Source organism: Streptomyces sp. NPDC033180 (assembly GCF_055577645.1).
Window position 1 is genome coordinate 44,769 of record NZ_JBVIPU010000007.1, and the last position, 26,406, is coordinate 71,174.

The window sequence follows — 26,406 nt, forward strand, 5'->3', positions numbered from 1 at the left end:
GCCCTTGGCAACTCCCTTGCTACACCTTGACGTTGGCCGCGGTCGCGGTGGGCGTCTCGCCCCGCGTGGCCTGCACGAGACGGGTGGCGAAGACCTCGGCGAGGGTCGCGAGGTCCTTGCGTCCGGCGGCGTTACCGGCGGTGTCCCGCAGTTCGATCGTGCCGATGTACCTGCCCTGGAAGATCACGACCGTCTGCGTGTTCTTCTTCGCGGCCGTCTTGTACGCGTAACTGATGCTCGCCTCGCCCTGCGGCGGCCCGTCGAGGATCTTGAGCTCGTGCTTGTTGTTGCGGGCGTAGCTCTCCCAGGCGGCGAAGGCACGCTCGGCGGCCCGCTCGTTGCGGTAGACGATCACGTCGTAACTCGCACCCCCGGCCTTGTCGTCGGTGCGGTAGCCGACCTGGCCGTTGGCGACGGCGTTCTTGCACTTGCCCCCGGGGTCCTGGCACACGGACGGGGCCTTGGCGCGGCTGTGCAGCTCCGTGCTGACGTTGCGCAGGGCGGCGGGCATGGTGTCGGTGGGCGGCAGGATCGCCTTGGCGTCCTGTGCGCCGCTCAGGGAGCCGCCGCTCTTCCCCGCGGACCCGCCGCCGGTCGCGCCGCCGATGGTGCGGCTGTGCGACGACCCGGAACCGGACTTGCTCTTCTTGTTCTTCTTCTTGCCCCCGCAGCCCGTCAGGGCCAGCGAGAGGACCAGCACTCCGACGCCTACTGCTCGCGTCGTTCCCCCAGTTGTGAACCGCACAGCGGTCATCCTCCGTTTGTCGTGATCATGCTCTTCGGCAGGATACGACGCGCGGGTGAGGCCCCGCGGTTCCGCCCGCGCACACGGGCGGAACCGTAGGTGACCGAGGGTCAGGCGTCGCTGAACTGCTCGCCCTTGTCCGCCTTCTCGACGAGGAGGGCGGGCGGCGTGAACCGCTCCCCGTAGCGGTCGGCCAACTCACGCGCGCGTGCCACGAATCCGGGCAGGCCGCCTTCGTAACCGTTGATGTACTGGAGCACGCCACCGGTCCAGCCGGGGAAGCCGATGCCGAAGATGGAGCCGATGTTGGCGTCCGCGACGGACGTCAGGACGCCCTCCTCCACCAGGCGCACCGTGTCGAGCGACTCGGAGAAGAGCATCCGCTCCTGCATGTCCTCGAACGGGATCTGTGTGCCCGGCTCGGTGAAGTGCTCGCGCAGGCCCGGCCAGAGCCCGGCTCGCTTGCCGTCCACGTAGTCGTAGAAGCCCGCTCCCCCGCTCCTGCCGGGACGCTCGAACTCGTCGACCATGCGGTCGATGACGGAGTCCGAGGGGTGCCCGGCCCAGGTGCCGCCCGCCTCCTCGACGGCGCGCTTCGTCTCGTTGCGGATCTTGCGGGGCAGGGTGAGGGTCAGCTCGTCCATCAGGGAGAGGACCTTCGCCGGGTAGCCCGCCTGGGCCGCGGCCTGCTCGATCGACGCGGGCTCGATGCCCTCGCCGACCATCGCGACGCCTTCGTTGATGAAGTGCCCGATCACGCGCGAGGTGAAGAAGCCACGCGAGTCGTTGACGACGATCGGCGTCTTGTTGATCTGTCGTACGAGGTCGAAGGCGCGCGCGAGCGCCTCGTCCCCGGTCCGCTCGCCCTTGATGATCTCGACGAGCGGCATCTTGTCGACCGGCGAGAAGAAGTGCAGGCCGATGAAGTCGACGGGCCGCGTGACACCCTCGGCGAGCTGCGTGATCGGCAGCGTCGAGGTGTTGGAGCACAGCAGCGCGTCCGGCTCGATGACGTCCTGGATCTCCTGGAACACCTTGTGCTTGAGGGCGGTGTCCTCGAAGACGGCCTCGATCACGGCGTCGCAGCCCGCGAGGTCCTGCGGGTCGGCGGTCGGCGTGATGCGGGCGAGCAGCGCGTCGGCCTTCTCCTGGGTCGTACGTCCCCGCTGCACCGCCTTGGCGCACAGCTTCTCGGAGTAGGCCTTGCCCTTGGCTGCGGCCTCGGCGGACACATCCTTCAGGACGACCTCGATGCCCGCGCGGGCGCACGAGTAGGCAATGCCCGCGCCCATCATCCCGGCGCCGAGGACGGCGGCCTTGCGGACCTGGCGTGCCTCGATGCCCTTGGGCCTGTTGGCACCGGAGTTGACGGCCTGGAGGTCGAAGAAGAACGCCTGGATCATGTTCTTGGCGGTCTGCCCGGTGACCAGCTCGGTGAAGTACCGGGCTTCGATGGTCAGCGCGGTCTCGAAGTCGACCTGCGAGCCCTCGACGGCGGCCGCGAGGATGTTGCGCGGGGCCGGGTAGGGGGCGCCGTTGATCTGCTTCTTGAGGTTGGCCGGGAACGCCGGCAGGTTCGCCGCGAACTTCGGGTGGGCCGGGGTACCGCCGGGGATGCGGTAGCCGGGCCTGTCCCAGGGCTGGGCCGACTCGGGGTTGGCGTCGATGAAGGCGCGGGCCTTCTCGATCATCTCGTCGCGGGTAGCCGCCACCTCGTGGACGAGGCCGTTCTCCAGGGCGCGCTTCGGTGAGTACTGGGTGCCCTGGAGGAGCACCTTGAGCAGCGCGTCGGCGATGCCCATGAGGCGTACGGTGCGGGTCACGCCGCCGCCGGCCGGGAGCAGGCCGAGGGTGACCTCGGGCAGGCCGATCTTGGACCCGGGCGCGTCGAGCGCGACGCGGTGGTGGCTGGCCAGGGCGATCTCGTAACCGCCGCCCAGGGCCGCGCCGTTGATGGCGGCGACGACCGGCTTGCCCAGGGTCTCGATGCGGCGCAGGGAGCTCTTGATGGCGACGCCCGCCTCGAACGCGTCCCGCGCGTTCTCGGGGCCCGCCTGCATCATGTCCTTGAGGTCACCGCCCGCGAAGAAGGTCTTCTTGGCGGAGGTGTAGATGATGCCGCGAAGGGAGTCCTTCTCGGCCTCCGCGCGCTCGGCGATCGCCGCGATGGAGTCCTTGAACCCCTGGTTCATGGTGTTCGCGGACTGGTTGGGGTCGTCGAGGACGAGGGTGACGATGCCGGTGTCGTCCTGTTCCCAGCGGATGGTGGTGCTTTGGGTCATGGTCTTTTCTCCGTGAAGTCTGTTGGCGGGGGGCCGTGCGCGGCTACGGGGGTGGACGGTGCCGTTCGTCGCCGACTGGCGGTGGGTGGGGGCTGGTCGCGCAGTTCCCTGCGCCCCTGAGATGCGCACTGCGTGCGCCATCTCAGGGGCGCGTACCGGGGAAGGCCGCGGCGGAGCCGCATGCCTTCAGGGGCGCGGGGAACTGCGCGACCAGCCACGAAGCACCCGCAGTCGGCGACGTACAACAGCTCCTACGGCGCTCAGCCGGAGATGCGTTCCACGATCGTGGCGATCCCCATCCCACCGCCGACGCACAAGGTGGCGAGCCCGTACCGCAGGTCACGCCGCTCCAGCTCGTCCACAAGCGTCCCCAGGATCATCGCCCCGGTCGCACCCAAGGGATGCCCCAACGCAATCGCGCCGCCGTTGACGTTGACCTTGTCCAGGGACAGGCCCATGTCCTTGACGAAGCGCAGCACGACGGCCGCGAAGGCTTCGTTGATCTCGACGAGGTCGATGTCGTCGATGGTCAGACCGGCCTTGGCGAGTGCCTTGCGCGCCGCGGGCGCGGGGCCGGTGAGCATGATGGTCGGCTCGGAGCCGGAGACGGCCGCGGAGACGATGCGGGCGCGCGGAGCGAGGCCGTACCGCTCGCCGACCTCCTTGCTGCCGATGGCGACGAGCGCGGCGCCGTCCACGATGCCCGAGGAGTTGCCCGCGTGGTGGACGTGGTCGATCTTCTCGACCCAGTGGTACTTCTGCAGCGCGACGGCGTCGAAGCCGCCGAGGTCCCCGATGTCCTTGAAGGACGGCTTCAGCTTGGCGAGCGAGTCGGCGGTGGTGCCGGGGCGCATGTACTCGTCGTGGTCCAGGACGACCAGGCCGCTGCGGTCCTTCACCGGCACGACGGACTTCTCGAAGCGACTGTCCTTCCAGGCGGCCGCGGCGCGCTCCTGGGACAGGGCGGCGTACTCGTCGACGTCACGACGGGAGTAGCCCTCCACCGTGGCGATCAGGTCGGCGCCGATGCCCTGCGGCACGAAGCCGGTCTCGTAGTTGGTCATCGGGTCGGCGAACCAGGCGCCGCCGTCCGAGCCCATCGGGACGCGCGACATCGACTCGACGCCGCCCGCGAGGACGAGATCCTCCCACCCCGAACGCACCTTCATCGCGGCCATGTTGACCGCTTCGAGACCCGAGGCGCAGAAGCGGTTCTCCTGGACGCCCGCGACGGTGTCGGGCAGTCCGGCGGCGATGGCCGCGACGCGCGCGATGTCGGAGCCCTGGTCGCCGACGGGGCCCACGACGCCGAGGACGATGTCGTCGACGGCGGCCGGGTCCAGGTCGGGGAACCGCGCGCGGATCTCGTGGATCAGGCCGACGACGAGGTCGATCGGCTTGGTGCCGTGCAGGGCGCCATTGGCCTTGCCGCGTCCGCGCGGGGTGCGGATCGCGTCGTATACGTACGCTTCGGTGGTCAAGACAGCAGCCTTTCGCAAAGAACTTTGCAGGTGAGGGTAGGGAAGGCTCAGGCGAGCAGGGAGCGGCCGATGATCTCCTTCATGATCTCGGTCGTGCCTCCGTAGATCGTCTGGATGCGGCCGTCGGTGAAGGCCTTGGCGACGCGGTACTCGGTCATGTAGCCGTATCCGCCGTGCAGTTGCAGGCACCGGTCGGCGACGCGTTTCTGCAGCTCGGTGGCCCACCACTTGGCCATCGAGGCGTGCACCGCGTCGAGTTCCCCGTTCGAGTGATCCACGATGCAGCGGTCGAGGAACGTACGGGTGACGGCGCACTCGGTGGCCATCTCGGCGATCTCGAAGCGGATGTGCTGGAGCTTGGAGAGCGGGCGCCCGAAAGCCTCGCGCTCCTTGACGTACGTCTTGGTGATCTCCAGGAGGTGCTCGGCTGCGGCGATCCCCGCGACGGCGATGCCCATGCGCTCCTGCGCGAGGTTCGTCATCAGGTGGATGAAGGCGCCGTCGAGCTCGCCGAGGAGGTTCTCCTTGGGGACACGTACGTCGTTGAAGAACAACTCGGCGGTGTCCTGGGATTTCTGGCCGATCTTGTCGAGGTTGCGGCCCCGCTCGAAGCCGTCCGCACCGCGCTCGACGACGAGGAGGGACAGGCCCTTCGCGCCGCCCTCGGGAGAGGTCTTGGCGACGACGACCACGAGGTCGGCGAGGATGCCGTTCGAGATGAACGTCTTGGAGCCGTTGAGCAGCCAGTGGTCACCCTGATCGGTGGCGGTGGTGCGGATGCCCTGGAGGTCGGAGCCCGCGCCCGGCTCGGTCATCGCGATGGCCGTGATGATCTCGCCGGAGCAGAAGCCGGGCAGCCAGCGCCGCTTCTGGTCCTCGGTGGCCAGGGAGGTCAGATAGGGGCCGATGATGTCGTTGTGCAGGCCGAGCGCGAGCCCGGCCGCGCCCGCGCGGGTGAACTCCTCGGCGAGGACGGCGCTGTAGCGGAAGTCTGTGTTGCCGCCGCCGCCGTACTCCTCGGGCACGGCGAGCCCGAGCAGCCCCTGCTTGCCCGCCGCGAGCCACGCGTCACGGCTGACGATCCCGTCCTTCTCCCACTCCTCGTAGTGGGGCAGCACCTCCTTGGCCAGGAAGGTGCGGACGGTCTCGCGGAACGCCTCGTGTTCGGCGGAGAAGATCTGTCGCTTCACTTACGGCCTCCTGGAGCCCTAGAGCCAGCCCTTGACGGTCTCGATCAACTTGGCCGGCTCGGGGCCGACGGGAATGACGTTGAGCATGGTGACGCCCGCCTCGCGGAAGGCCTCGACACGCTCGCGGACGTAGCTCTCGGGTCCGCACAGCGACATGAGCTCGCAGAACTCGTCCGGGACGGCGGCCTCGGCTTCCTTCTTCTTGCCCGAGAGATACAGCTCCTGGATGCGCGCCGCTTCCTTCTCGTAGCCGTACGCGACCGCGAGGTCGTTGTAGAAGTTCTTCCCCGGGGCGCCCATGCCGCCTACGTAGAGGGCGATCTGAGGCCGGGCGAGATCCCGTACGGAGGCCGCGTCGTCACCGATGGCGAGCAGTCCGCCCGCCACCGTCCGCAACGGTCCGAGCCCCGAATCGCGCTTCTCCTTGCCCTCGGCGAGCGGAGCGCCCCACACCTGGTGGGCCTTTTCCGGGATGAAGAGGGTGGGCAGCCAGCCGTCGGCGATCTCGGCGGTCATGCGGACGTTGGCCGGGCCCAGGGAGGCGACGTACAGCGGCACTTCCGAACGCACCGGCCTGGTGAGGATCTTGAGCGGCTTGCCCAGCTTGCCGCCCTTCTCCGGGGGCAGCGGCATGTCCGTGATGCCGTGGTGGTCGATGACCTCGCGGCGCAGGATGCGGCGAGTCAGTTCGATGGCCTCCCGGGTGCGGGCCAGGGGCTTGTCGTACGGCTTTCCGTGCCAGCCCTCGACGACTTGCGGCCCCGAAGCGCCGAGCCCCATGATCGCCCGGCCGCCGGAGATCGCGTCGAGTCCGGCCGCCGTCTGGGCGATGAGGGCCGGGGTGCGCGAGTAGACGTTGAGGATCGCGGCGCCGATCTTCATACGCTCGGTGCGCGCGGCCAGGTAGCCCATGATGGTGGGCGAGTCGAAGCCGTAGGCCTCCGCCACCCAGACGGCGTCCAGACCTGCGGACTCCAGGGCCGCGATGTCGTCGGCGGCCTGTCGCGGGTCGCCCGCGTAGGCGAGAGGTGCGGAGAGTTGCATCAGTCGTCTTCCTTGGTGGGTGTGTCGGACTGCTGGAGGGCCGGTACGTCCCAGTCGCGGGCCACGGCCTCGGTGTCCGCGCCCGGCTTGGCGGGGCCGCTCCGGACGTCCGTGGGCGTCGCGGAGAAGCGCGGCGCGGGGGCGGGCTGGGTGATGCCGCCGTGGTCGACGAAGGTGCCGCGGGCTGCGAGATGGGGGTGACCGGGCGCTTCGCGCAGCGAGAGCACGGGCGCCACGCACGCGTCGGAGCCTTCGAAGACGGCCGTCCACTCCTCGCGCGTCCGCTCCTTGAAGCGGGCGGCGACCGCCTCGCGCAGCTCACCCCAGCGGGCGAGGTCCTTGCGCGCGGGTGCCTGTTCCGCCAGGCCGAGCAGCTCGATGAACTCATCGTAGAACTGCTGCTCAAGTGCACCGACGGCCATGTAACCGCCGTCGGCCGTCTCGTAGTTGCCGTAGAACGGGCAGCCGCCGTCCAGGAGGTTGGCTCCGCGCCGGTCCTGCCAGCCGCCGGCCGCCAGCATGCCGTGGATCATCGACGTGAGGTGTGCGGTGCCGTCGACGATCGCGGCGTCCACGACCTGCCCGGCGCCGGTCGCGCGGGCGTGGTGCAGGGCCGCGAGGATGCCGACGACGAGATAGAGCGAGCCGCCCGCGTAGTCGCCGACGAGGTTGGCGGGGACGGTGGGCGGCTCACCGGGGTTGCCGATCATGCCGAGGGTCCCGGTGATCGCGATGTACGCGATGTCGTGCCCGGCGCGCTGGGCGAGCGGCCCCTCTTGGCCCCAGCCGGTCATCCGGCCGTACACGAGCTTCGGATTGCGGGCGTGGCAGGCACCCGGTCCGACACCGAGGCGCTCGGCGACACCGGGGCGGTAGCCCTCGATGAGGATGTCGGCGCGGTCGGCCAGGTCGAGGACGCGGCCGGCTCCGTCCGCGGCCTTGAGGTCGACGATCACGGAGCGTTTGTTGCGGTTGGTGACGTCGTACTCGGGGTTGATCGCGAGGCCGCCGCCGCCCGGCCGGTCGACGCGTACGACGTCGGCGCCGAGGTCGGCGAGGAGCATCGCCGCGAACGGGCCGGGGCCGATGCCCGCCAGCTCGACCACGCGCACTCCTGCGAGCGGCCCGTGAACGCCCTTGTCCGGAACTGCCATTGAGCCCCCAGCGCTATGGCACAGCTATGACACAACTGATGTAACACCAGTGATGCTAAGAACGTGTTCCACTCCGCACAAGACCCTAGCAAGCAAGCGCTTAGGCAATTTCGGGGACAGGACGCGCGACGCTTGGCCTCGGCTAGCCTCGACGCATGGATTCCGTACTGGTCAGCGCGTGTCTACGCGGGGTGCCATGCCGTTTCGACGGCCGGGACAAGGCGTCGTCCGAGGTCGACGAGGCGGTGGCGGGACGCGCGGTCGTGTCCTTCTGCCCGGAGGCGGCGGGCGGTCTGCCGACACCGCGCCGCCCTGCCGAGCTCGTCGGCGGTGACGGTCATGACGTGCTCGACGGCACGGCGCGCGTCGTCGACGACACGGGCCACGATGTGACGGCCGAGTTCGTCGAGGGCGCTCGGCGGGCCCTGGCCGCCGCGCGGAACGGCGGCTGCACCGAGGCGCTCCTGATGCCGCGCAGCCCCTCGTGCGGGCGGGGCGTGGTGCACGACGGTTCGTTCGGCGGTGAGCTGGTGGCGGGCGACGGCGTGACGGCGGCGCTGTTCGAGCGGAACGGGGTCACCGTGCGGTCGGCGCCCGGGGTGTGAGGCTCACCGGTCGGCGCCCGGGACGTGGGGCCCTTCCCGGAGGCAGGCGCGGTCGGTCACGTGGCGCGGGCGTCCAGTTCGGCGACGAGCTTCTTCGTGGCGATCGTGCGGTAGCTCTCCTCGACCCAGTCGCAGAGCAGGTCGGCGTCCGGTGCGCCTTTCTCCTCCAGGGGGACGCTCACCCAGCCCGCCTTGCCCAGTCCGTACCCGGCGGGCTCGGCGCCCGGCGCCGTCAGGGCATGGGCGTGCGCCGCCTCGTCCGTGAGCTTGAGGGTGATGCCGAGGGGGTAACTGCCGTCGTCCGTCCCGAGGAAGACGAACACCTTCTTGTTGACCTTGGCGACGGTCTCGCCCCACGGGAAGTCCTCGGTCGCGCTCGGCATGCCGAGCGCGAACTCGCGCACCCGCTCCCACTTCCTCAGGGCACTCTTCGGGACAGCCATGGGGTACCTCCTGGTAACCGCTGCGACCCCTCACGCTAGCCTCGGCCACCGACATCGGCGCGGGGTGCACGGAAGAGAGGTGCCATGACCAGTCGGAACGGCAACGGCAAGGAGCGTGCGGCGGACCGCACGTACGACATCGTGCTCTTCGGGGCGACAGGTTTCGTCGGCGTACTCACCGCGGAGTACCTCGCGGCCCACGCCCCCGAGGGGCTGCGCTGGGCGATCGCGGGGCGTGACACCGGGAAGCTGGAGCGGCTGCGGGAGCGTCTCGCCGGCGCCCACCCGGCCTGCGCGAAGCTCCCCCTCGTCCGCGCGGACGTGGCGGACCCGGCGTCCCTGCGGGAGATGGCGGGCCACGCGCGCGTGGTGGCCACGACCGTCGGGCCCTATCTCGAGTACGGCCAGGAACTCGTCGCCGCGTGCGCCGAGGCGGGCACGGACTACGTGGACCTCACCGGTGAGCCGGAGTTCGTCGACCTCATGTACGTGCGGCACGACGCCCGCGCGCGGGAGACGGGCGCGCGCCTCGTGCACTCCTGCGGCTTCGACTCGGTCCCGCACGACCTGGGCGCGTACTTCACCGTGCGGCAGCTCCCGGAGGGCGTGCCGCTGCGCGTCGACGGGTTCGTGCGCAGCAACGCGACGTTCTCCGGGGGTACGTTCGCCTCCGCCCTCGCCCAGTTCGCGCGCGGACCGCAGATGCTGACCGCCGCGCGTGACCGGCGGCGGCACGAGCCGCGCCTGGTGGACCGCAAGGCGTACGCACCGCCGAGCGCGCCCCGGTACGCGGGCGAGGTCGGCGCCTGGGCCCTTCCGCTGCCGACGATCGACCCGCAGGTGGTGCAGCGCTCGGCGCGTGCGCTCGAACGCTACGGGCCCGACTTCCGCTACCGGCACTACGCGGCCGTGCGCACCCTGCCGTTCGCGGTGGGCGGCGCGGCGGCCGTCAGCGGTCTGGTGGCCGCGGCCCAACTGCCGCCCGTGCGGCGGTGGTTGTCGTCACGTCTGAAGCCGGGCGAGGGGCCGAGCGAGCAGCGGCGTGCGGAGAGCTGGTTCTCCGTGCGGTTCGTCGGCGAGGGCGGCGGCAAGCGGGTGTTCACGGAGGTCTCGGGCGGCGATCCGGGGTACGACGAGACGGCGAAGATGCTGGGCGAGGCGGCGCTGTGCCTGGCCGTCGACGACGAACTGCCGGACGTGGCCGGGCAGGTGACCACCGCGGTGGCGATGGGCGACGCGCTGACGACGCGGCTGATGGCAGCGGGGCTCAGCTTCCGGGTGGCGGCGTCGCGCTAGTCGGGGCCTGGGCGGTCGCCTCGCTCAGGGCCCGGCGGCACAGGGCGTCCGCGCGGCGCGTCGACTCCGGGATGCGGTAGCGCGGCGTCAGCCGGAGCGTGTGGGCGCAGGCGTTGTCCAGGCTCACGCGGTGGCCGACGGAGACGAAGACCGGCTTGACGTCCTCGCGGGTGCGCAGGGCGCGGCCGATCTCCTCACCGCCGTCCAGGAGCGGGGCAGCGCTCCCCCGCGGCGCGTCGGGAGCCTGGTACGTGAACGTGAAGGGGTTCTTGGCCACGCCGATCGTGGGCAGCCCCGTGAGGACTCCGAGGTGGCTCGCGAGGCCGAACCTGCGGGGGTGCGCGATGCCGTAGCCGTCGCAGACGACGAGGCCCGGGCCGGCTTCGAGCGCGCCCAGGGCGGCGAGGACGGTGGGGATCTCGCGGAAGGCGAGCAGGCCCGGCACGTACGGGAAGGCCACGCGGCCCACCGCGGTGGCCTCCTCGACGACATCGAGCGTCACGGCGTCAAGGACGACGACCGCGGCGGCGACGATGTCGCGCTCGTCGTCGTAGGCGACGTCGACGCCCGTGACGTGTCCCGTGCCCGGCTCGGGGCCCGCTTCGTCGAGTACGACCCGGGCGCGGAGGGCGTCCTGGACCGCGCGGGCGGTCGGCTCGTCGGCGGGCCAGTCGGCGGGGATGTGCGCGAGGGCGGCGGCGTGGGTCGTCATGGTGCGGTCAAGACTAGGCCTTCGGCCTTCCCCACCCCGCCCGCCCGGCGGTGCGCTACTTGGCCGCGAACTTCCAGATGAACGGCTCGCCGTCCTCCTCGGACCAGTGGATCTCCAGGTCCTTCGCATCCTTGGGCACCAGGTAGGTGTCGCACAGGACGTGGGTCTCGCCCTGCTTCCAGCCCTCGATGGACGAGGGGTCCTCACAGCCCGGCGCGTCGTCGGCGGCGCCGATGACCAGGGTGCCGCGCTGACCGTCCGCCCAGACCGTGGTGGAGTCGTTGGCGTCGGGGGACTCCGTGAGGGCCGCGCCGGACTTGTGCGTGTACTTCACGTAGGCGATGGCCGGGACCAGGCCCTTGGCCTCCTTGGGGTCCGCCACCATCTTCTTGGTGTCGGCCTCCGTGCCGAGCTCGACCTTCTGCGCGGTGATCTCGTAAGTGACGGACGCGTCGCCCTCCTTCACCTTGCCGGTGGCGCTCTCGCCGGTGCCGAGCTCGCCACCCGACTCGGGCTTCGGCTTGGCCTTCGGCTCGTTCGCCCCGGCCTTCGGCTTGTCCGCCGAGTCCTTCTTGTCGTCGCCACCACCGCAGGCGGTCAGCGCGAGGGCGAGCACGGCCACGGGAGCGGCAACACGCAAAGCGGTCTTCCTGTACAGCAAAGTGAACTCCAGGCAGAAATGGGCCGGCGCGCAGCACGAAGTCACCCCATGGCGCGGCCGGTTGAGCGGTCAGCATAAGGGGTGATTACGCAAGCGGTCGAGGCGATTCCATACCGTGCACACGATGCGCGTTCACACTTGCTACGGATACGGGACGAAGCGAACACCCCGGCCCGGGGCCGCACATGGCGGCGTGCGGCGGTAGCCTCGCGATCATGTTCGTTCTCGAGTTGACCTACACCGCGCCCCTGACCGCCGTCGACAAGGAGCTTCAGGCCCACGTCGCGTGGCTCGACCAGCTGTACGCGGAGGGCGTCTTCATCGCCTCCGGGCGCAAGAATCCGCGTGACGGCGGCGTGATCCTGGCCGTGGCCGACGACCGTGCGGCGATCGAGGAGATCGCGGCGAGCGATCCCTTCGTACTCGCGGAGGTCTGCGAGTACCGCATCACCGAGTTCATCGCCACGAAGACCGCCCCGGAGCTCGCCCCCTACCGGCAGGTCCTCCCCTAGCCCCGCTCCCAGCGCGCGATCCGACCCTTCTCGCCGGACGCCCAGCAGGCCCGGTCCCGCGTGCAGTCCACGGTGTCGTACGACCCCGTATCGACCGTCCGCCAGCTCCGCCCGCCGTCCGTCGTGACGTCCGTGCCGGTCGGCCCGACCGCGAGCGCGCCCCGGCGGCTCCCGGGCAGCCAGGCCACACCGGAGCGGTAGGCGGGCGGCGGCTCGGCGGCCGTGGTCCAGGTGCGACCCCCGTCGCCGGTGGTGGCCGCGGCCTTCGGAGACGGCTCGTCGGCGCGGTAGTCACCGCCGACCGCGATGCCGTGCGTACGGTCGCGGAAGGCGAGGCCGAAGACGCCGCGCGCCGGATCGCCGGCCGGGATCGGGGCGTCCGTGGCCGTCCAGGTGCGGCCGCGGTCGGCGGAGTGCAGGACACGCGCGCGCGGCGCTCCCCCGGTGGCCAGCCACACGTCGCGGGGGCCGGAGCTCACCAGGCACTGGCCGCTCGCCGCGAAACCCGCCTCGCCCTCCTGGGCGGCGGGCATGCCGTCGCTGGACAGGACCTTCCAGGAGCGGCCGCCGTCGGCGGTGGACAGGATGCGGTACTTGCCGTCCACCGGGTCGCTCATCGCCAGGCCGTGGCGCCGGTCGAAGAAGGTCATGCAGTCGTAGAAGGCCCTGGGGTCGGTGTTGCGAAAGGACTCCTTCCAGGTCGCCCCGCCGTCCGCGGTGCGAAAGACCCGCGACGCCTCGCCCTCGCCGATGGCGAGGACCACCGCGCGGCGGCCGTCGAAGGCCTCGATGTCCCGGAACTCCAGCGCTCCGGCTCCGGGCGGCGAGACGTTTTGCCAGTGCCGGCCGCCGTCCGAGGTGCGCAGCACGGTGCCTTTCGCGCCGGCCACCCAGGCGGTCCTCCGGCTGACGGCGGCGAGACCGCGGAAGCGCGCGTCGGTGCCGCTGTCCTTCAGATCCCAGCCGCCGCCCCGCTGCGAAGGACGCTCGGGCACAGCCTCGGCCGGGCCGGGCGCGGCCAGTGCCGCCACCGCGAGAGCCGCCCCGCACAGTCCCACCGACACCGCACGGCCCACGGGCCGCGACCATCTCGTCTTCCCCAAGGACCTCATGGCGGGCGAAGTTACCACCGGAACGCAGGATTCCTGCCGGTGATTCCGTGAAGACGGTGAAGAGCACGCGGTGACCGAGGTCACTCGGTGTTCGCGTGCACGGATTCCGTCATTCCGACGTCTATCCAAGTGCCGACCCGAGTCGTCCAGCTGTAGTTGAGGGAGCAGGCGTTGTCCACCAGCATCGATCAAGCCGTAGAGGCCCGCCTCGTCGCCGCCGCACCGCGGATGTCGACCATTCCCGCGACACTGCACTACGACCGGAGCGATCCGTTCGCCGTCCGGATGAGTTTCCCCGCCCCGGCGACCCTCGAGGGCGTCGAGGTCTACTGGACCTTCGCCCGTGAGCTGCTCGCGCAGGGCATGGAGCAGGCGGTGGGCGACGGCGACGTCCGCGTGCGGCCCTACGGCTTCGACCGCACGGTCGTGGAGTTCCACGCCCCTGAAGGCACGGCGATCGTCCACATCCGCACCGGCGAGCTGCGCCACTTCCTGCACCGCACCCTGACCCTGGTGCCCACGGGCGACGAACATCTGTACGTCGACCTGGACCAGGACCTCGCCGATCTGATGCGGGACGCCTGCTGAACCGACCCCTCAGCCGCTGCCCCCGCCGCCCGACCTGGCCGCCTCCGCGTACGTCACCGCCGACGCAAGCGCCTTGCGCAGCCCGCGCATCAGCTCGGGGAGCTCCGGGGCCGGGGCCCCGCTGCGGTCGGTGAGCGCGTCGAGCCGCTCCTTGTACTGTCTGCGGTCCTTGCCCGAGATGACGGCGCGCAGCTTGCCCGTCGCCGCGCACACCACCAGGGCCGCGTCACCCGCGGGGACCTCGGACACCGGCACCGGACCGCGCAGGACCGCGAGCGCCTCTGCGTGCAGCACCTCGACGTAGCCGGCGCGCTCCAGCTCGTACCGCCGCGAGGGGAAGATCCCGAAGACCCGGGTGCGCTCCGTTCGCAGATAGCCCTCGGATGTCAGCTGGTCGCGCACCGTGTCCAGGGTGTGGCGGGCCTTGTGAGTGATCCAGCCGTTCCATTTGCGGGGCCGGGATTCCTCGACGAGTTCGAGGACGCTGTCGAGCGCCGGGTCCCCGGTGCGTGCGCCGAGGACCGGCGTGGCGATGCCGCCCACGTCCGAGAGCAGTCCGCGCTGGGCAAGCTCCGCGAGCGCGCAGGCCCGCACCGCGTAGTGCAGTTCGGGGGCTCCGGCGATCCTGTTCCGGCCGGTGTCCCAGGCCAGCAGGAAAATCCGGGTCGGAAGTGAGAGCGAGCCAAAGGGCATGGGGCCTCCTTCTTCCTTCTTCGCGCTCACGATAATTCGTTGACAGCGGTCAGGGTGAGTCCTACGGTGCATAACGGTTCTGTTGTCGCCGATAGGAGTAGGACGTTGCTCGTCTGAGGTCTGGAGTCATCGCGTCACACGGCTCGGCCGTGTGCATGGCGTGCGACCTCGGCGTACGAGCCGTCTCCCTCTGACGCAGGGCCCGTTTTCCTGCCCTCGTCTTCTCTGACGACGCTGCTCCCGTCCTCCTGTCGCGCCCCGCGGTGCCCCGAAACGCGTTGCCCCTGACCGCGCTTCATCTCACGCAACCGCGAGGACCACATGTCTACTTCCCCCACCTCCATCACGTGCACGTCGCTCGACTTCACCTGGCCGGACGGCACCGGCGTCTTCGATGGTTTCCAGGCCGCCTTCGCAACGGGCAGGACCGGCCTCATCGGTGCCAACGGCTCTGGAAAATCAACCCTGTTGAAGCTCGTCGCCGGTGAACTCGCGCCGAGCGAGGGCGCGGTCCGCGTCGCGGGCGACATCGGGTACCTGCCACAGAACGTCACCCTCGACACCGGTCTGCGTGTCGACGAGGTGCTCGGCATCGCGGTAACTCGCGCCGCCCTGCACGCCATTGAGGCGGGCGACGTGGCCGAGGAGCACTTCGCGGCGGTCGGTGACGACTGGGACGTCGAGGAGCGTGCCGTCGCGACCCTCGATCAGCTCGGCCTCGGGCACATCGGCCTCGACCGCACCACCGGCGAGGTGTCGGGCGGCGAGTCCGTGCTGCTGCGCCTGGCCGCACTGCTGCTGCGCCGGCCCGACGTGCTGCTGCTCGACGAACCCACCAACAACCTCGACCTGTACGCCCGTCGGCGCCTGTACGCGGCCGTCGAGGCCTGGTCCGGGGTCCTGGTCGTGGTCAGCCACGACCGTGAACTCCTCGACCTGGTCGACCAGATCGCCGACCTGCGGGACGGAGAACTCAAGTGGTACGGAGGAAACTTCTCCGCGTACGAGGAAGCGCTGGCCGCCGAGCAGGAGGCGGCGGAGCGCATGGTGCGTGTCGCCGAGTCCGACCTGAAGAAGCAGAAGCGCGAACTGGCCGACGCGCAGGTCAAGTTGGCCCGCCGCAAGCGGTACGGCCAGAAGATGTGGGACACCAAGCGCGAACCGAAGGTCGTCATGAGCGAGCGCAAGCGCCAGGCCCAGGTCTCCGCGGGCAAGCACCGCATCATGCACGAGGAGAAACTCACCGAGGCGAAGGAGCGCCTGGACGACGCCGTCGAGGCGGTGCGGGACGACGACGAGATCCGCGTCGACCTGCCGTTCACGGCGGTCCCACCGGGCCGCACCGTACTCACGCTGAGCAATCTCGCCCTGCGCTACGGCGCCCGCGTGGAGGGCGAGTTCGAGCTGCGCGGCCCCGAGCGGATCGCGCTGGTCGGCCGTAACGGCGCGGGCAAGACCACGCTCCTGCGGACGATCGCCGGAGAGCTGGAGGCGGTGGAGGGCGAGGCACGGGCGCACGTCCCGCTGCGTTTTCTGCCCCAGCGCCTCGACGTGCTCGACGAGGAGTTGACCGTCGCCGAGAACGTGGCACGCTACGCACCCGACGCCACCAACAACCGGATCCGGGCCCGCCTGGCCCGCTTCCTGTTCAAGGGGGCGCGGGCCGACCAACGGGCGGCGACCCTGTCGGGCGGCGAGCGGTTCCGTGCGGCGCTCGCCGCGCTGCTGCTCGCGGAGCCGGCGCCGCAGCTCCTGATGCTCGACGAGCCGACGAACAACCTCGACATGGCCAGCGTGAAACAGCTGGCCACGGCCCTGGAGTCGTACGAGGGAGCGCTGATCGTGGCCAGTCACGACGTGCCGTTCCTGGAGTCGATCGGCATCACGCGCTGGTTGCTCCTCGACGGCGAAATGAAGGAAATCCCGACAGAAGGTGTCGGGTATTTTGGCTAGCTTCGCGTGTATGCACCAATACATCACCATCACCGGAGCCCGTGAGAACAACCTCAAGGAGGTGAGCCTGCGCATTCCGAAGGACCGGCTCACGGTTTTCACCGGCGTGTCGGGGTCGGGGAAGTCGTCGGTCGTCTTCGACACGATCGCGGTCGAGTCGCAGCGTCAGCTGAACGAGACCTTCACGTGGTTCGTCCGCAACCGGCTGCCGAAGTACGAGCGGCCGCACGCGGAGACCATCGAGGACCTCTCGCCCGCGATCGTCGTCGACCAGCGACCGATCGGCGGCCACTCCCGGTCCACGGTGGGCACGATGACGGACATCTACTCGGTGATGCGCGTGCTGTTCTCGCGGCACGGCACACCGAGTGCCGGTCCGGCCACCGCGTACTCGTTCAACGACCCGTCGGGCATGTGTCCCCGGTGCCACGGCCTGGGCAAGACCGTGCGGCCCGACTACGACCTCATCCTGGACCCCGCCAGGTCCCTGGCGGACGGCGCGATCCTCTTCCCGCCGTTCGCCGTGGGGACCTGGCAGGGCCAGACGTACACCAACACCCCCGACCTGGACACGCACAAGCCGGTGGGCCGATTCACCGCGCGTGAGCGGGAGTTCCTCATGCACGGCGGACAGCACGGCGGCAAGGTCAACGTCGACAACACCGGAGGCGCACGGGACATCGACTACGAGGGGCTCGCCGACCGTTTCGAGCGGCTCTACCTCAATCGCGACCTGTCGACGCTCTCCCAGAAGACCCGCGATCTCGTCCAGCGCTTCCTCGTCGAGGGCGAGTGCGACGCCTGCGACGGGGCCCGGCTCAACGCGGCGGCGCTCGCCACCCGTATCGGCGGCATGAACATCGCCGACTGCTCACGTATGGAGGTCACCGACCTCATCGCCGCCCTGGAGCCGATCGACGACCCGGTGGCGGGACCGGTCGCGTCGGCTGCCGTGACGGCGCTGAGTCGGATCGAGGCCATCGGGCTCGGCTACCTCAGCCTCGGCCGCGAGACGTCCACTCTGTCCGGCGGGGAGGGCCAGCGCCTGAAGACGGTGCGGCACCTGGGCTCCAGCCTGACCGGCATGACGTACATCTTCGACGAGCCGAGCGTCGGCCTGCACCCGCGTGACGTGGGGCGGCTCAACGACCTGCTGCTGCGCCTGCGCGACAAGGGGAACACCGTCCTGGTCGTCGAGCACGACCCCGATGTGATCACCGTCGCCGACCATGTCGTCGACATGGGGCCGGCGGCGGGCACGGGCGGCGGCCTGGTCGTCTTCGAGGGGACACCGGACGAGCTGCGGCACGCCGACACCCTGACGGGCAGGCACCTGCGGCGCTCCACCGGCATCAAGGCGAACCCGCGCGAGGCCATCGGCGGGCGGTGGGTCAAGGGCGCCCATCTGCACAACCTCAAGGGCGTCAGCGTGCGCGTGCCGACCGGGGTGCTCACGGCGGTGACAGGCGTCGCGGGCTCGGGCAAGAGCACGCTGGTCTCGGGGGCGTTCGTCGCCGAGCATCCGGACGCCGTGGTCGTGGACCAGTCGAGCATCGGCATCTCGGGCCGCTCGACCCCGGCGACGTACCTCGGCATCATGGATTCGCTGCGCAAGCTGTTCGCGCGCGAGACCGGCAGGGACGCGGGGATGTTCAGCTTCAACTCCAGTGGTGCGTGCGAGAGTTGCCAGGGGCGCGGGATCATCTACAGCGACCTCGCGTTCATGGACCCGGTGACGACGACCTGCGAGGCGTGCGAGGGGCGCCGCTTCAAGGAGGAGGTGCTCCGGCTGACCGTGGGCGGCAGCTCCGTCGCCGATGTGCTCGACATGACGGCCGAGCGCGCCCTCGGCTTCCTCGCCGCCGTCGCCGACACGGCCATGCGCCGTCGGCTGCGGGCCCTGCACGACGTGGGGCTGACCTACCTGACGCTCGGGCAGCCACTGAGCACCCTCTCGGGCGGCGAGCGCCAGCGCATCAAGCTCGCCACGCAGCTGCACCGCACCGGCACGACCTACGTCCTGGACGAGCCGACGACCGGCCTGCACATGGCGGACGTGGACGGCCTGCTGGCCCTCCTGGACCGGCTGGTCGACGCGGGGAACACCGTGATCGTCGTCGAGCACAACCTCCAGGTCGTCAAGCACGCGGACTGGGTGATCGACCTCGGCCCCGACGGCGGCAAGCACGGTGGCCGGATCGTCTTCGAGGGCACACCGGGGCAGCTGATCGAGGCGGAGGGCTCGTTCACCGCCGCACATCTGCGACGAGACCTGGGCCTGGACCCCTCACACGCTGCATGATGTGCGGGAACCCCTGGCCCGGCGCCCGCCGGACGGGGGCGCCCCCGCCGCTCCACCCCTACGGAGAGCATCCCGTGCCCAGCAGGAAAGCGCTGATCCGCCGACCGGGACCGCGTCTCGCCGAAGGCCTGGTCACACATGTCGAGCGAACCCCGGTGGACACCGGCCTCGCCCTCGAACAGTGGGAGGCGTACGCCGACGCGCTGCGGGCGCACGGCTGGGAGACGGTCGAGGTGGAGCCTGCCGACGACTGCCCGGATTCGGTCTTCGTCGAGGACACGGTCGTCGTCTTCCGCAACGTGGCGCTGATCGCCCGGCCCGGCGCCGAGTCACGGCGGGCGGAGACGGCCGCCGTGGAGGAGGCGGTGGCCCGGCTCGGCGCCTCCGTGAACTGGGTGTGGGAGCCGGGCACGCTGGACGGCGGCGACATCCTCAAGATCGACGACACCATCTACGTGGGGCGCGGCGGGCGCACGAACGCTGCCGGCCTACGGCAGCTGCGGGCCGTGTTCGAGCCGCTGGGGGCGCGGGTCGTGGCCGTCCCCGTCAGCAAGGTCCTGCATCTGAAGTCGGCGGTGACGGCGCTGCCGGACGGCACGGTCATCGGCCACCCGCCGCTCGTGGACTCCCCCTCGCTCTTCCCGCGCTTCCTGCCGGTCCCCGAGGAGTCCGGGGCCCACGTGGTGCTGCTCGGTGGCGCGAAACTGCTGCTCGCGGCGAGCGCGCCGAAGAGTGCCGAGCTGCTCGCGGACCTCGGTTTCGAACCGGTCGTGGTGGATATCAGCGAGTTCGAGAAGCTCGAAGGCTGTGTGACATGCCTCTCAGTGCGGCTCAGAGAGCTGTACGCCTGACCAGTCCTGGGGCGGGCGGGACGTGAGAGGCCAGTGAGCCCCTCTGTCTCGGCCACTTTACGGAGGGCTTAACCTACGGCAACGTAACCTACGAGACCGTAGGTAGGTAGCACCCGCTCGTACTGCCGCGTAACCCCTACGCACGTAATCCGTAGAAAAACTCCCGTCCCCCTGGAGCCCCCGTGACGATCACCTCTCCTCATCTCGGCAGCACGGACGACTGGACCGATGCCCGGTTGCTGTTCGCCCTGGAAGAAGTGGTCGAGAAGGAGCTCAACCGCCACATGAAGGTGGCCAAGGACTGGATGCCGCACGAGTACGTGCCGTTCTCCGACGCCCGGAACTTCCCCGGGTACTTCGAGGACGGCGAGGCCTGGGAGCCCGAGCAGTCCAAGGTCACCGACATCGGCAAGATCGCGCTCGTCGTCAATCTCCTGACCGAGGACAACCTCCCCAGCTACCACCACGAGATCGCATCCCTCTTCGGCCGTGACGGCGCCTGGGGCACCTGGGTGCACCGCTGGACCGCGGAGGAGGGCCGCCACGGCATCGTGATGCGCGACTACCTGCTGGCTTCGCGCGCCGTGGACCCGGACAAGCTCGAGCAGTTCCGCATGGCGCACATGGCCGAGGGCTTCGAGTCCGACAACCGTCACTCGATGCTGCACTCGGTCGCGTACGTGGCCTTCCAGGAGCTCGCCACCCGCGTCTCGCACCGCAACACGGGCCACCAGTCCGGCGACCCGGTCTGCGACCGCATGCTGGCGCGCATCGCCACCGACGAGAACCTGCACATGGTCTTCTACCGCAACCTCCTGGGCGCGGCCTTCGAGCTCGCCCCCGACCTGACCATGCAGTCCGTGCGCGACGTCGTGGTCGACTTCCGGATGCCCGGACACGGCATGCCCGGCTTCGAGCGGGCCGCCGCGCAGATGGCGATCGGCGAGATCTACAACATGCGCATCCACCACGACGACGTGATCCAGCCCGTCCTGCGCTACTTGAAGGTCATGGACATCGACGGGCTCGGCCCCGAGGGTCTCAAGGCGCAGGAAGAGCTCGGCCTGTACATGAACGGGCTCGACACCGAGGCCTCCAAGTTCGACGAGAAGCTGGCCGCTCGTAAGGCCCGCATGGCCGCGCGGGGCAAGTAAGCAGCAAGCAGCACGCTGCCCCCGCGGGCAGTCACTCGTAGGACCTGCACACCGCCGGCGCGGCGTCACGGACATCCGGGACGCCGTGGCCCCGCAGGGACCCCAGCAGATCCCGCCAGGCAGCCGTCCGGCCCGCCCGCTAGCCGAGCGCTTCCACCGCCGCCACGGCGAAGAGGCCAAAGGCGCGGGCTCCCGCCCTCGGCGAGACGGCATGCCACGGGGAGCTGCGGGGCGGCTGGAATCGAACCAGCGTGTTGAGGACCGCCGTGCCGAACCGATTTACGGCCGCCCGTCCCGGTGCAACGGTGGGCAGCGGGGGTGAACCCATGGCAGAGACGGCGCAGACCCATGAGTGGATGTTCTACGAGGTCATGTGGCGCGGCTGGGCGGGGCGGGCCGAGGTGCCCTATCCCGTTCCCTGGTGGGCCCAGGCGGCCTTCCGGCGCTGGAGCGACGACTTCGACTCGGGGACGTACGCATCCAAGGAGGCCGCCTTCGCCTCCAACGCCCTGTACCGCTACTGGCACATGGTGGGGGTCAAGGACCACCGTCAGGAGTCCCTGATCGGGCAGGCGGGCGAGATCGAGCCGGTCTACGACAAGTACTGCCTGTCCTTCTTCCTCTACTCGCCGTCCACCGGCGCCGTCCGCCTGCCGCAGCTGACGGACGCCGGGACACTCGGCCAGCGCATGGAGGCGCCCCATCTGCCGGTGGTCCTGACGACGTTCCGCACCGCTGACGGCACCGAGTTCGTGCAGCGGACCTTCGGGACGGCCGTCGGAGCCCGGCAGCGGGACCTCGTCGTGACCCGCCTGACCGTGGGCAGCGCGACCGGGCAGCCGCGCGACGGATGGCTGTGCGCCGCCGTCATGCCCGCGGGGCCGAGCGGCTTCCAGCGGCACGACCGCAACGGCCGCCAGATCACCGACCGCCGCCTGACGTTCCTGCGCCATCTGCCCGATGAGGGGCGGCTGGAGACCAACACGGGCTGGGGCCCGGTCTTCGACACGGCACCCGAGCAGCACGGCGTGTACGGCAACCCGGTCTTCAGTCACGACCCGGATTCCTATCTGACCCACAACCCGTTCCACGACCTCGTCACCGGCGGCAAGCTGAACGGCGCACTTCAGGCGCAGGACCAGATCGCGGGACTGTGCAGCGCGGCATTCGCCTGGCCCTACCGGATCGCCGACGACGAGCTGTTCGAGCTCGACGTGCGGCTGCCGGTCGATCTCTACAGCGGGTCCGCCGATCTGGCGGAGATCAAGGCCACTCCCGCCGCGGATCTGGAGGAGGCCAACCGTGTCTTTTGGACCGGCAAACTGGTCGAGCAGGGCGTTCAGCCTCAACTGCCGCAGCCGGTAGCGCACTTGGCGGATCAGTTCCGTCAGTGTCGCGCACAGCTCCTGATCCTCTCCGACCACGGCGAGATCCACCCGGGCCCGACGGTGTACGACTCCTTCTGGATTCGTGACTCCTCCGTGGAGGCCACGGCGTGCTCGCTGGTCGGCGACGCGGCACTGGCCGAGCGCCAGTTGGGCACGCACTACCCGCTCAAGTTCAACCGCGGTTCGGGCCGCGTCGGGCCGTGCGCGGAGTACGGCTTCTACGGCGGGCCGCACGAGAAGGACGACCGTGAGTGGGACAGCAACGGCCAGGCGCTGTGGGCGATCGGCCGCTTCGACCGGACCCACGGCAGGTCCACCGCGTTCGGCGCGAAGCTCTACACCCCGTACGTCATCGACGGCGCCCGGTGGCTGCGGGACAACCGCGACCAGAACGGCCTGCTGCACAGCGGCTGGAGCGCCGAGCACCTCGGCGAACGCGACAAGCCCCACTACTGGGACGACCTGTGGGGCCTGGCCGGTCTGTACGAGGCCGCGCGGCTCGCTGAGCGGCTCGGCTCCCCCGACGTACCCGAACTCTGGGGCGCTTTCGACGACTTGAAGCAGGCAACGGCCGCCTCGGTGCGCTGGGTCCTGGAGGAACAGCGCAGGCGCGGCGCCTGGGAGACGTACATCCCGACCGGGCCGGGCGACGTCGGCAGGCTCGACTCGACGATGATCGGCACAGCGGCGTTCTTCCATCCGCTGCGGCTGCACATGGGCAGCAAGCTGGGCGAGGACATCGACCGGGCAGCACGCTGGACCCTGGACACGATGTATGCGCACTTCGTGACCGGCGGCTACCGGCACGAGGCGGCCTGGAACACCTACGGCCCCTACCTCACCACGCAGTTGGCGCACGCCTACCTGCTGGCCGGCGACACCGTGCGGATGGACGCGCTGCTCGGCTGGATCGTGGGCGCTTCGCTGCCGCGGACCGAGGAGCGGGCGGTGGCGCTCGGCGCGTGGAACGAGCAGCACGCCTTCCCCATCGCCTCCGACTTCCGCGAAGTCCCCTCCCGCTACTGGTACATGGGGGACATCCCGCACGGCTGGGCGGCGGCGGAGTATCTGCTCCTGATCCGCGACATCCTCTTCTTCGAGGCAGACGAGGACCGCGACCCGCATCTCTACATCGCTCCGGGCGTACGCCCCCACTGGGTGCCGGACGGCGCTTCGGTGGCCGTCGACGACGCTCCGAACCTGTTCGGCACGCCCTTCGGCTATCGGCTCACCCATGACGCGGGCGCGCGGAAGGTGACCGTGGACATCGCGCGGGCGCCGGAGCGGGTGCGGTACGTCTATCCGTGCCGGTTCGGTCCGGTGCGTGCGGCGACAGCGGACGGCCGCGAGCTGACGGTGGCAGGGGATGACGTGCACGTCCCGGCGGGAACGAGGAGGTTCACGGTCATCTACGCCTGAGGCTGAGCCGCTCCTTCTCCGAGAGGCCGCCCCAGACGCCGAACCGCTCGTCATGGGCCAGGGCGTACTCGAGACACGCGGGGCGCATCTCGCAGAGCCGGCAGATGTATTTGGCCTCGCGCACCGAGCTGCCCGGTTCGGGGAAGAAGAACTCGGATCCTGTCTGGGCGCACAGGGCCTGCTCCTGCCAGGCGAGTTCCGGCTCGGCTGTCATGTCGATCTGCATGCCGCCGATGCTGGCAGGGCGCGCGAAACAACGGATCAACGAACGATCAACGCCGTGACGTGCGCTGTTTCAGGCTCCTTCTGCTTGCCCGTGGGGGGCGTGGGGAAACATTCGCGGGCGCGTTCAAGTGCTGGACGGGAAGGGAGGTCTGGGCCCTCGTCTCTCGACCTTCCTCCCCGTCAGCTCTCAGCTCTCAGCTCTCCGGCCCCGGTTCTCGGGCCGCCACTCTCAGCCCGCGCTCGGCGGCTCCGGTTGCATCAGCGCGAACCGTGCCCCTGCGGGGTCGGCGAGCTTGGCGAAGCTGCCGACGCCCGCGAGGTCCATGCGGGCGACGCGCACCGTGCCGCCGGAGGGCTCGACCTTGGCGAGCACCGCGTCGATGTCGGTCACCTGGAAGTACGGAGTCCAGTACGGCCCCGCCTCGGCTTCCTCCGGGGCGTCGGACAGCGGCCACAGGCCGCCGAACATGTCGTTCTCGGTGCCGCCCGCGGGGTGCACCATCGTGTACGAACCGCCCTCGAAGGCCTGGGTCGTGGTACCCCAGCCGAACACGGAGCCATAGAACTCCAGGGCCGCCTTCAGGTCCGGGGTGTAGAGCTCGGTCCAGCACATGCTGTTCGGGGCATCGACCAGGTCGAGGCCCTTGTTCGTGCCCGGCTGCCACACCGCGAAGCCGACGCCCTGGGCGTCGCTCAGGATCGCCATGCGGCCGAGGTCGCCGACGTCCATGACCTCGTACATCGTGCTGCCGCCGGCCTGCTCGACCGTCTTGGTCGTCGCGTCGGCGTCCGTCGTCTTGAAGTAGATCGTCCAGGCCGGAGGTGCCTGGTCGGCGGTGACGGTCATGGCGCCCGCCACGGTCTTCCCGTCCGCCTGATACGTGCCGTATCCACCGAATTCCGCGCCGCCCGATTGGAATTCCCATCCGAAGAGTGCGCGGTAGAAGGTGTGGGCGCCTTCCAGATCCGGGGTGCCCAGGTCGACCCACGTCGGGGCGCCCGCCACATAACGGGTATTGAGCATGATCGACTCCTTTGTCGCATCTCTCTTCCGTCCTTCCGAGTCTGACACCCGGCACTGACAGTGCGCGCGCGCTGCCATCTTGTGAAGGAAACAAGATTCTGAGAGCGCTCTCAGTCACAACTCTTGACGGTCGAATTCGCCGACGCGACAGTGGTCGCACCGCACGGCCCCCACCCCCTCCGCACGGCCGCATCACACCCACCCCGACCCCCATGGATCCCCCCGCATCCCCCACGCCCCACTCATCCCTCACCCCCACTCATCCCTCACCCCCACTCGCATCCCCCCACTCATCCCGGGAGACCTTCCGTGATTTCGCGTCGAGTGTTCCTGTCCTCTGCCGCCGGTGCCGCCGGAGCCCTGACCTACCCCGTCTGGGGAAGCGCCCTCAGCCCCGGCGCCAAGGCGGCTCCCGCGACCTGTGAACTCGCCCTCCAGAACAAGTCGTTGCCCGGCCAGGTGCGGGCCTACGTCACCGGGCACGAGCAGGGCACCGACCGCTGGGTCCTGCTGAAGCCTGACGGGGGCGTCTATCGCCCCGATTCACCCTCGGCCCCGCAGACTCCGCTGCCCGTCGACTGCGCGATCCCGCTCGGCGCGGCGGGCTCAGCACCGAAGGTCCTGACCCTGCCTCAGATGTTCGGCGCCCGCGTCTACTTCGTCCGGGACGACAAGCTCGACTTCTTCCTGAACCCGGGGCCTTCGCTGGTCGAGCCGGCCTTCGCGACCAAGGAGGATCCCAACTACGGGCGCACCTGGTCGTTCTGCGAATTCACCTTCAACAGCACGCAGTTGTACGCCAACATCAGCTACGTGGACCTCGTCACGGCCCTCCCCATCGGCCTGACCCTGGAGGGCGACGCCACGCACACGGTGGCCCCGCTGCCGGACGGCGCCGTCGCCAAGATAGCCTCCGACCTCGTCGCCCAGGGGCAGAAGGACGGGCAGCCCTGGGACGATCTGGTCATCCGCGGTGACGGCGGGGACGTACTCCGGGTCATCTCACCGCAGAATCTCATGGCCCCGTACTTCGACCGCCCCAATGAGATGCCGTTCCGGGACGTGTGGAACAGCTACATCGACCAGACGTGGGAGAAGTACCGGAGCACCGACTTGAAGATCGACCTGCAGGGCGGTCGCGGTGTGTTCACGGGCCGGGTGAGCGGGGACACGCTGACGTTCAACGGCGGGCACACGTTTCCGAAGCCGACGTCGAAGGACATCTTCACCTGCAACCACGGCCCCTTCACCAACAACCCCGGGGACTCCGACGACAAGAAGGGCCTGCTCGCGCGGCTCGCGGCGGGGTTCAACCGGAGCATCATGCTGACGCACGCGGAGCAGCCGAACGGCGCCGGCGCCGGGGACTACTACAAGGGCGACGTGACCAACCACTGGGCCCGTGTGGTGCACGCGAACTCCCCCATCGGCTACGCGTTCCCGTACGACGATGTCCGGCCGGACGGCGAGCCCGACGTGTCCGGTGCCGCCCACGACGGAAACCCGCGCCGCTTCACGGTGAGTGTCGGCTCCTGACGTCCCGGCCCCGCTACCCACCCCCCACGTACACCG

General features: G+C 70.0%; 23 protein-coding genes. 10 read left to right on the plus strand and 13 right to left on the minus strand.

The genetic code is table 11. The annotated features are described in order from the left end of the window. Positions 1-19: 19 nt before the first annotated feature. The 6 genes from ACZ5WE_RS20535 to ACZ5WE_RS20560 all read right to left on the minus strand — a co-directional run bounded on the left by ACZ5WE_RS20535 (position 20) and on the right by ACZ5WE_RS20560 (position 7,896). Entirely contained in the window at positions 20-745 is a 726-nt protein-coding gene (locus tag ACZ5WE_RS20535; RefSeq protein ID WP_467691003.1) for a hypothetical protein, read from the minus strand. Positions 746-855: 110 nt separating this feature from the next. After that, the gene (locus ACZ5WE_RS20540) at positions 856-3,027 is read right to left on the minus strand and encodes a 3-hydroxyacyl-CoA dehydrogenase NAD-binding domain-containing protein (protein ID WP_467691004.1); all 2,172 of its coding nucleotides are present in this window, start codon (positions 3,025-3,027) and stop codon (positions 856-858) included. A gap of 260 nt (positions 3,028-3,287) precedes the next feature. Next, a complete protein-coding gene (locus tag ACZ5WE_RS20545; RefSeq protein ID WP_467691005.1) occupies positions 3,288-4,508 on the minus strand; it encodes an acetyl-CoA C-acetyltransferase in 1,221 nt (406 codons plus the stop codon). Between the two features lie 47 nt (positions 4,509-4,555). Further along, positions 4,556-5,698: an acyl-CoA dehydrogenase family protein gene (locus tag ACZ5WE_RS20550; RefSeq protein ID WP_467691006.1), complete on the minus strand. Its 1,143-nt coding sequence runs from the start codon at positions 5,696-5,698 to the stop codon at positions 4,556-4,558. A gap of 18 nt (positions 5,699-5,716) precedes the next feature. Continuing rightward, complete coding sequence (locus ACZ5WE_RS20555; protein ID WP_467691008.1) at positions 5,717-6,742, minus strand: LLM class F420-dependent oxidoreductase; 1,026 nt, start codon at positions 6,740-6,742, stop codon at positions 5,717-5,719. Beyond that, positions 6,742-7,896 carry a CaiB/BaiF CoA transferase family protein gene (locus ACZ5WE_RS20560; RefSeq protein WP_467691009.1) on the minus strand — a complete coding sequence of 385 codons (1,155 nt, stop codon included), beginning with the start codon at positions 7,894-7,896 and terminating at the stop codon, positions 6,742-6,744. The genes ACZ5WE_RS20555 and ACZ5WE_RS20560 overlap by 1 nt, the downstream gene beginning before the upstream one ends. 155 nt (positions 7,897-8,051) lie before the next feature. Here ACZ5WE_RS20560 and ACZ5WE_RS20565 point away from each other — a divergent pair, with 155 nt between their 5' ends. Further along, complete coding sequence (locus tag ACZ5WE_RS20565) at positions 8,052-8,501, plus strand: 2-thiouracil desulfurase family protein (protein ID WP_467691011.1); 450 nt, start codon at positions 8,052-8,054, stop codon at positions 8,499-8,501. Positions 8,502-8,557: 56 nt separating this feature from the next. Here the strand turns inward: ACZ5WE_RS20565 and ACZ5WE_RS20570 are convergent, their stop codons facing one another. After that, entirely contained in the window at positions 8,558-8,944 is a 387-nt protein-coding gene (locus ACZ5WE_RS20570) for an MmcQ/YjbR family DNA-binding protein (protein WP_467691013.1), read from the minus strand. An 84-nt stretch (positions 8,945-9,028) separates the two neighbouring features. On the opposite strand from ACZ5WE_RS20570, the gene ACZ5WE_RS20575 reads away from it, so the two are divergent. Beyond that, entirely contained in the window at positions 9,029-10,240 is a 1,212-nt protein-coding gene (locus tag ACZ5WE_RS20575; RefSeq protein WP_467691015.1) for a saccharopine dehydrogenase family protein, read from the plus strand. On the opposite strand, the gene nfi is transcribed toward ACZ5WE_RS20575, so the two are convergent. After that, positions 10,212-10,952, minus strand: a complete 741-nt coding sequence (nfi, locus tag ACZ5WE_RS20580; protein WP_467691017.1) for a deoxyribonuclease V — start codon at positions 10,950-10,952, stop codon at positions 10,212-10,214. The two genes, ACZ5WE_RS20575 and nfi, sit on opposite strands and share 29 nt — an antisense overlap. A gap of 55 nt (positions 10,953-11,007) precedes the next feature. Next, the gene (locus ACZ5WE_RS20585; protein ID WP_467691019.1) at positions 11,008-11,613 is read right to left on the minus strand and encodes a hypothetical protein; all 606 of its coding nucleotides are present in this window, start codon (positions 11,611-11,613) and stop codon (positions 11,008-11,010) included. 215 nt (positions 11,614-11,828) lie between these two features. On the opposite strand from ACZ5WE_RS20585, the gene ACZ5WE_RS20590 reads away from it, so the two are divergent. Continuing rightward, complete coding sequence (locus tag ACZ5WE_RS20590; RefSeq protein ID WP_467691021.1) at positions 11,829-12,125, plus strand: YciI family protein; 297 nt, start codon at positions 11,829-11,831, stop codon at positions 12,123-12,125. Here the strand turns inward: ACZ5WE_RS20590 and ACZ5WE_RS20595 are convergent. Continuing rightward, positions 12,122-13,237 (minus strand): WD40/YVTN/BNR-like repeat-containing protein, encoded by a 1,116-nt coding sequence (locus ACZ5WE_RS20595; protein ID WP_467691023.1) that lies wholly within the window; start codon positions 13,235-13,237, stop codon positions 12,122-12,124. The two genes, ACZ5WE_RS20590 and ACZ5WE_RS20595, sit on opposite strands and share 4 nt — an antisense overlap. 171 nt (positions 13,238-13,408) lie before the next feature. Here ACZ5WE_RS20595 and ssgD point away from each other — a divergent pair, with 171 nt between their 5' ends. Continuing rightward, positions 13,409-13,825 carry a spore wall synthesis regulator SsgD gene (gene ssgD, locus ACZ5WE_RS20600; RefSeq protein WP_467691025.1) on the plus strand — a complete coding sequence of 139 codons (417 nt, stop codon included), beginning with the start codon at positions 13,409-13,411 and terminating at the stop codon, positions 13,823-13,825. A gap of 9 nt (positions 13,826-13,834) precedes the next feature. Here ssgD and ACZ5WE_RS20605 read toward each other — a convergent pair whose 3' ends face one another. Then, positions 13,835-14,518 (minus strand): GOLPH3/VPS74 family protein, encoded by a 684-nt coding sequence (locus ACZ5WE_RS20605; protein WP_467691027.1) that lies wholly within the window; start codon positions 14,516-14,518, stop codon positions 13,835-13,837. 321 nt (positions 14,519-14,839) lie between these two features. Between ACZ5WE_RS20605 and ACZ5WE_RS20610 the strand changes: the two genes are divergently transcribed. The 5 genes from ACZ5WE_RS20610 (at position 14,840) to ACZ5WE_RS20630 (ending at position 23,585) form a co-directional block, all read left to right on the plus strand. Continuing rightward, the gene (locus ACZ5WE_RS20610; protein ID WP_467691029.1) at positions 14,840-16,471 is read left to right on the plus strand and encodes an ABC-F family ATP-binding cassette domain-containing protein; all 1,632 of its coding nucleotides are present in this window, start codon (positions 14,840-14,842) and stop codon (positions 16,469-16,471) included. A 10-nt stretch (positions 16,472-16,481) separates the two neighbouring features. Next, positions 16,482-18,773, plus strand: coding sequence for an ATP-binding cassette domain-containing protein (locus tag ACZ5WE_RS20615; RefSeq protein ID WP_467691031.1), 2,292 nt, complete (start codon positions 16,482-16,484; stop codon positions 18,771-18,773). A 74-nt stretch (positions 18,774-18,847) separates the two neighbouring features. Beyond that, the gene (ddaH, locus tag ACZ5WE_RS20620; protein WP_467691033.1) at positions 18,848-19,624 is read left to right on the plus strand and encodes a dimethylargininase; all 777 of its coding nucleotides are present in this window, start codon (positions 18,848-18,850) and stop codon (positions 19,622-19,624) included. Between the two features lie 182 nt (positions 19,625-19,806). Next, entirely contained in the window at positions 19,807-20,778 is a 972-nt protein-coding gene (locus ACZ5WE_RS20625) for an acyl-ACP desaturase (RefSeq protein ID WP_467691035.1), read from the plus strand. A 326-nt stretch (positions 20,779-21,104) separates the two neighbouring features. Beyond that, on the plus strand, positions 21,105-23,585 hold the full coding sequence (locus ACZ5WE_RS20630; protein ID WP_467691037.1) for a hypothetical protein: 2,481 nt from the start codon (positions 21,105-21,107) through the stop codon (positions 23,583-23,585). On the opposite strand, the gene ACZ5WE_RS20635 is transcribed toward ACZ5WE_RS20630, so the two are convergent. Further along, positions 23,572-23,811 carry a WhiB family transcriptional regulator gene (locus tag ACZ5WE_RS20635; RefSeq protein WP_467691038.1) on the minus strand — a complete coding sequence of 80 codons (240 nt, stop codon included), beginning with the start codon at positions 23,809-23,811 and terminating at the stop codon, positions 23,572-23,574. The genes ACZ5WE_RS20630 and ACZ5WE_RS20635 overlap by 14 nt on opposite strands. Before the next feature lie 228 nt (positions 23,812-24,039). Beyond that, on the minus strand, positions 24,040-24,834 hold the full coding sequence (locus tag ACZ5WE_RS20640; protein ID WP_467691040.1) for a VOC family protein: 795 nt from the start codon (positions 24,832-24,834) through the stop codon (positions 24,040-24,042). Positions 24,835-25,143: 309 nt separating this feature from the next. Here ACZ5WE_RS20640 and ACZ5WE_RS20645 point away from each other — a divergent pair, with 309 nt between their 5' ends. After that, positions 25,144-26,370, plus strand: coding sequence for a glycoside hydrolase family 64 protein (locus tag ACZ5WE_RS20645; RefSeq protein ID WP_467691042.1), 1,227 nt, complete (start codon positions 25,144-25,146; stop codon positions 26,368-26,370). Positions 26,371-26,406 lie beyond the last annotated feature (36 nt).

Coding starts and splice junctions, on each gene's coding strand:
- ACZ5WE_RS20610 (WP_467691029.1), top strand. CDS start 14,840: ATGTCTACTTCCCCCACCTCCATCACGTGCACGTCGCTCGACTTCACC.
- ACZ5WE_RS20615 (WP_467691031.1), top strand. CDS start 16,482: ATGCACCAATACATCACCATCACCGGAGCCCGTGAGAACAACCTCAAG.
- ACZ5WE_RS20605 (WP_467691027.1), bottom strand. CDS start 14,518: ATGCCCTTTGGCTCGCTCTCACTTCCGACCCGGATTTTCCTGCTGGCC.
- ACZ5WE_RS20560 (WP_467691009.1), bottom strand. CDS start 7,896: ATGGCAGTTCCGGACAAGGGCGTTCACGGGCCGCTCGCAGGAGTGCGC.
- ACZ5WE_RS20540 (WP_467691004.1), bottom strand. CDS start 3,027: ATGACCCAAAGCACCACCATCCGCTGGGAACAGGACGACACCGGCATC.
- ACZ5WE_RS20590 (WP_467691021.1), top strand. CDS start 11,829: ATGTTCGTTCTCGAGTTGACCTACACCGCGCCCCTGACCGCCGTCGAC.
- ACZ5WE_RS20640 (WP_467691040.1), bottom strand. CDS start 24,834: ATGCTCAATACCCGTTATGTGGCGGGCGCCCCGACGTGGGTCGACCTG.
- ACZ5WE_RS20570 (WP_467691013.1), bottom strand. CDS start 8,944: ATGGCTGTCCCGAAGAGTGCCCTGAGGAAGTGGGAGCGGGTGCGCGAG.
- ACZ5WE_RS20595 (WP_467691023.1), bottom strand. CDS start 13,237: ATGAGGTCCTTGGGGAAGACGAGATGGTCGCGGCCCGTGGGCCGTGCG.
- nfi (WP_467691017.1), bottom strand. CDS start 10,952: ATGACGACCCACGCCGCCGCCCTCGCGCACATCCCCGCCGACTGGCCC.
- ACZ5WE_RS20565 (WP_467691011.1), top strand. CDS start 8,052: ATGGATTCCGTACTGGTCAGCGCGTGTCTACGCGGGGTGCCATGCCGT.
- ACZ5WE_RS20630 (WP_467691037.1), top strand. CDS start 21,105: ATGGCAGAGACGGCGCAGACCCATGAGTGGATGTTCTACGAGGTCATG.
- ACZ5WE_RS20635 (WP_467691038.1), bottom strand. CDS start 23,811: ATGCAGATCGACATGACAGCCGAGCCGGAACTCGCCTGGCAGGAGCAG.
- ACZ5WE_RS20575 (WP_467691015.1), top strand. CDS start 9,029: ATGACCAGTCGGAACGGCAACGGCAAGGAGCGTGCGGCGGACCGCACG.
- ACZ5WE_RS20555 (WP_467691008.1), bottom strand. CDS start 6,742: ATGCAACTCTCCGCACCTCTCGCCTACGCGGGCGACCCGCGACAGGCC.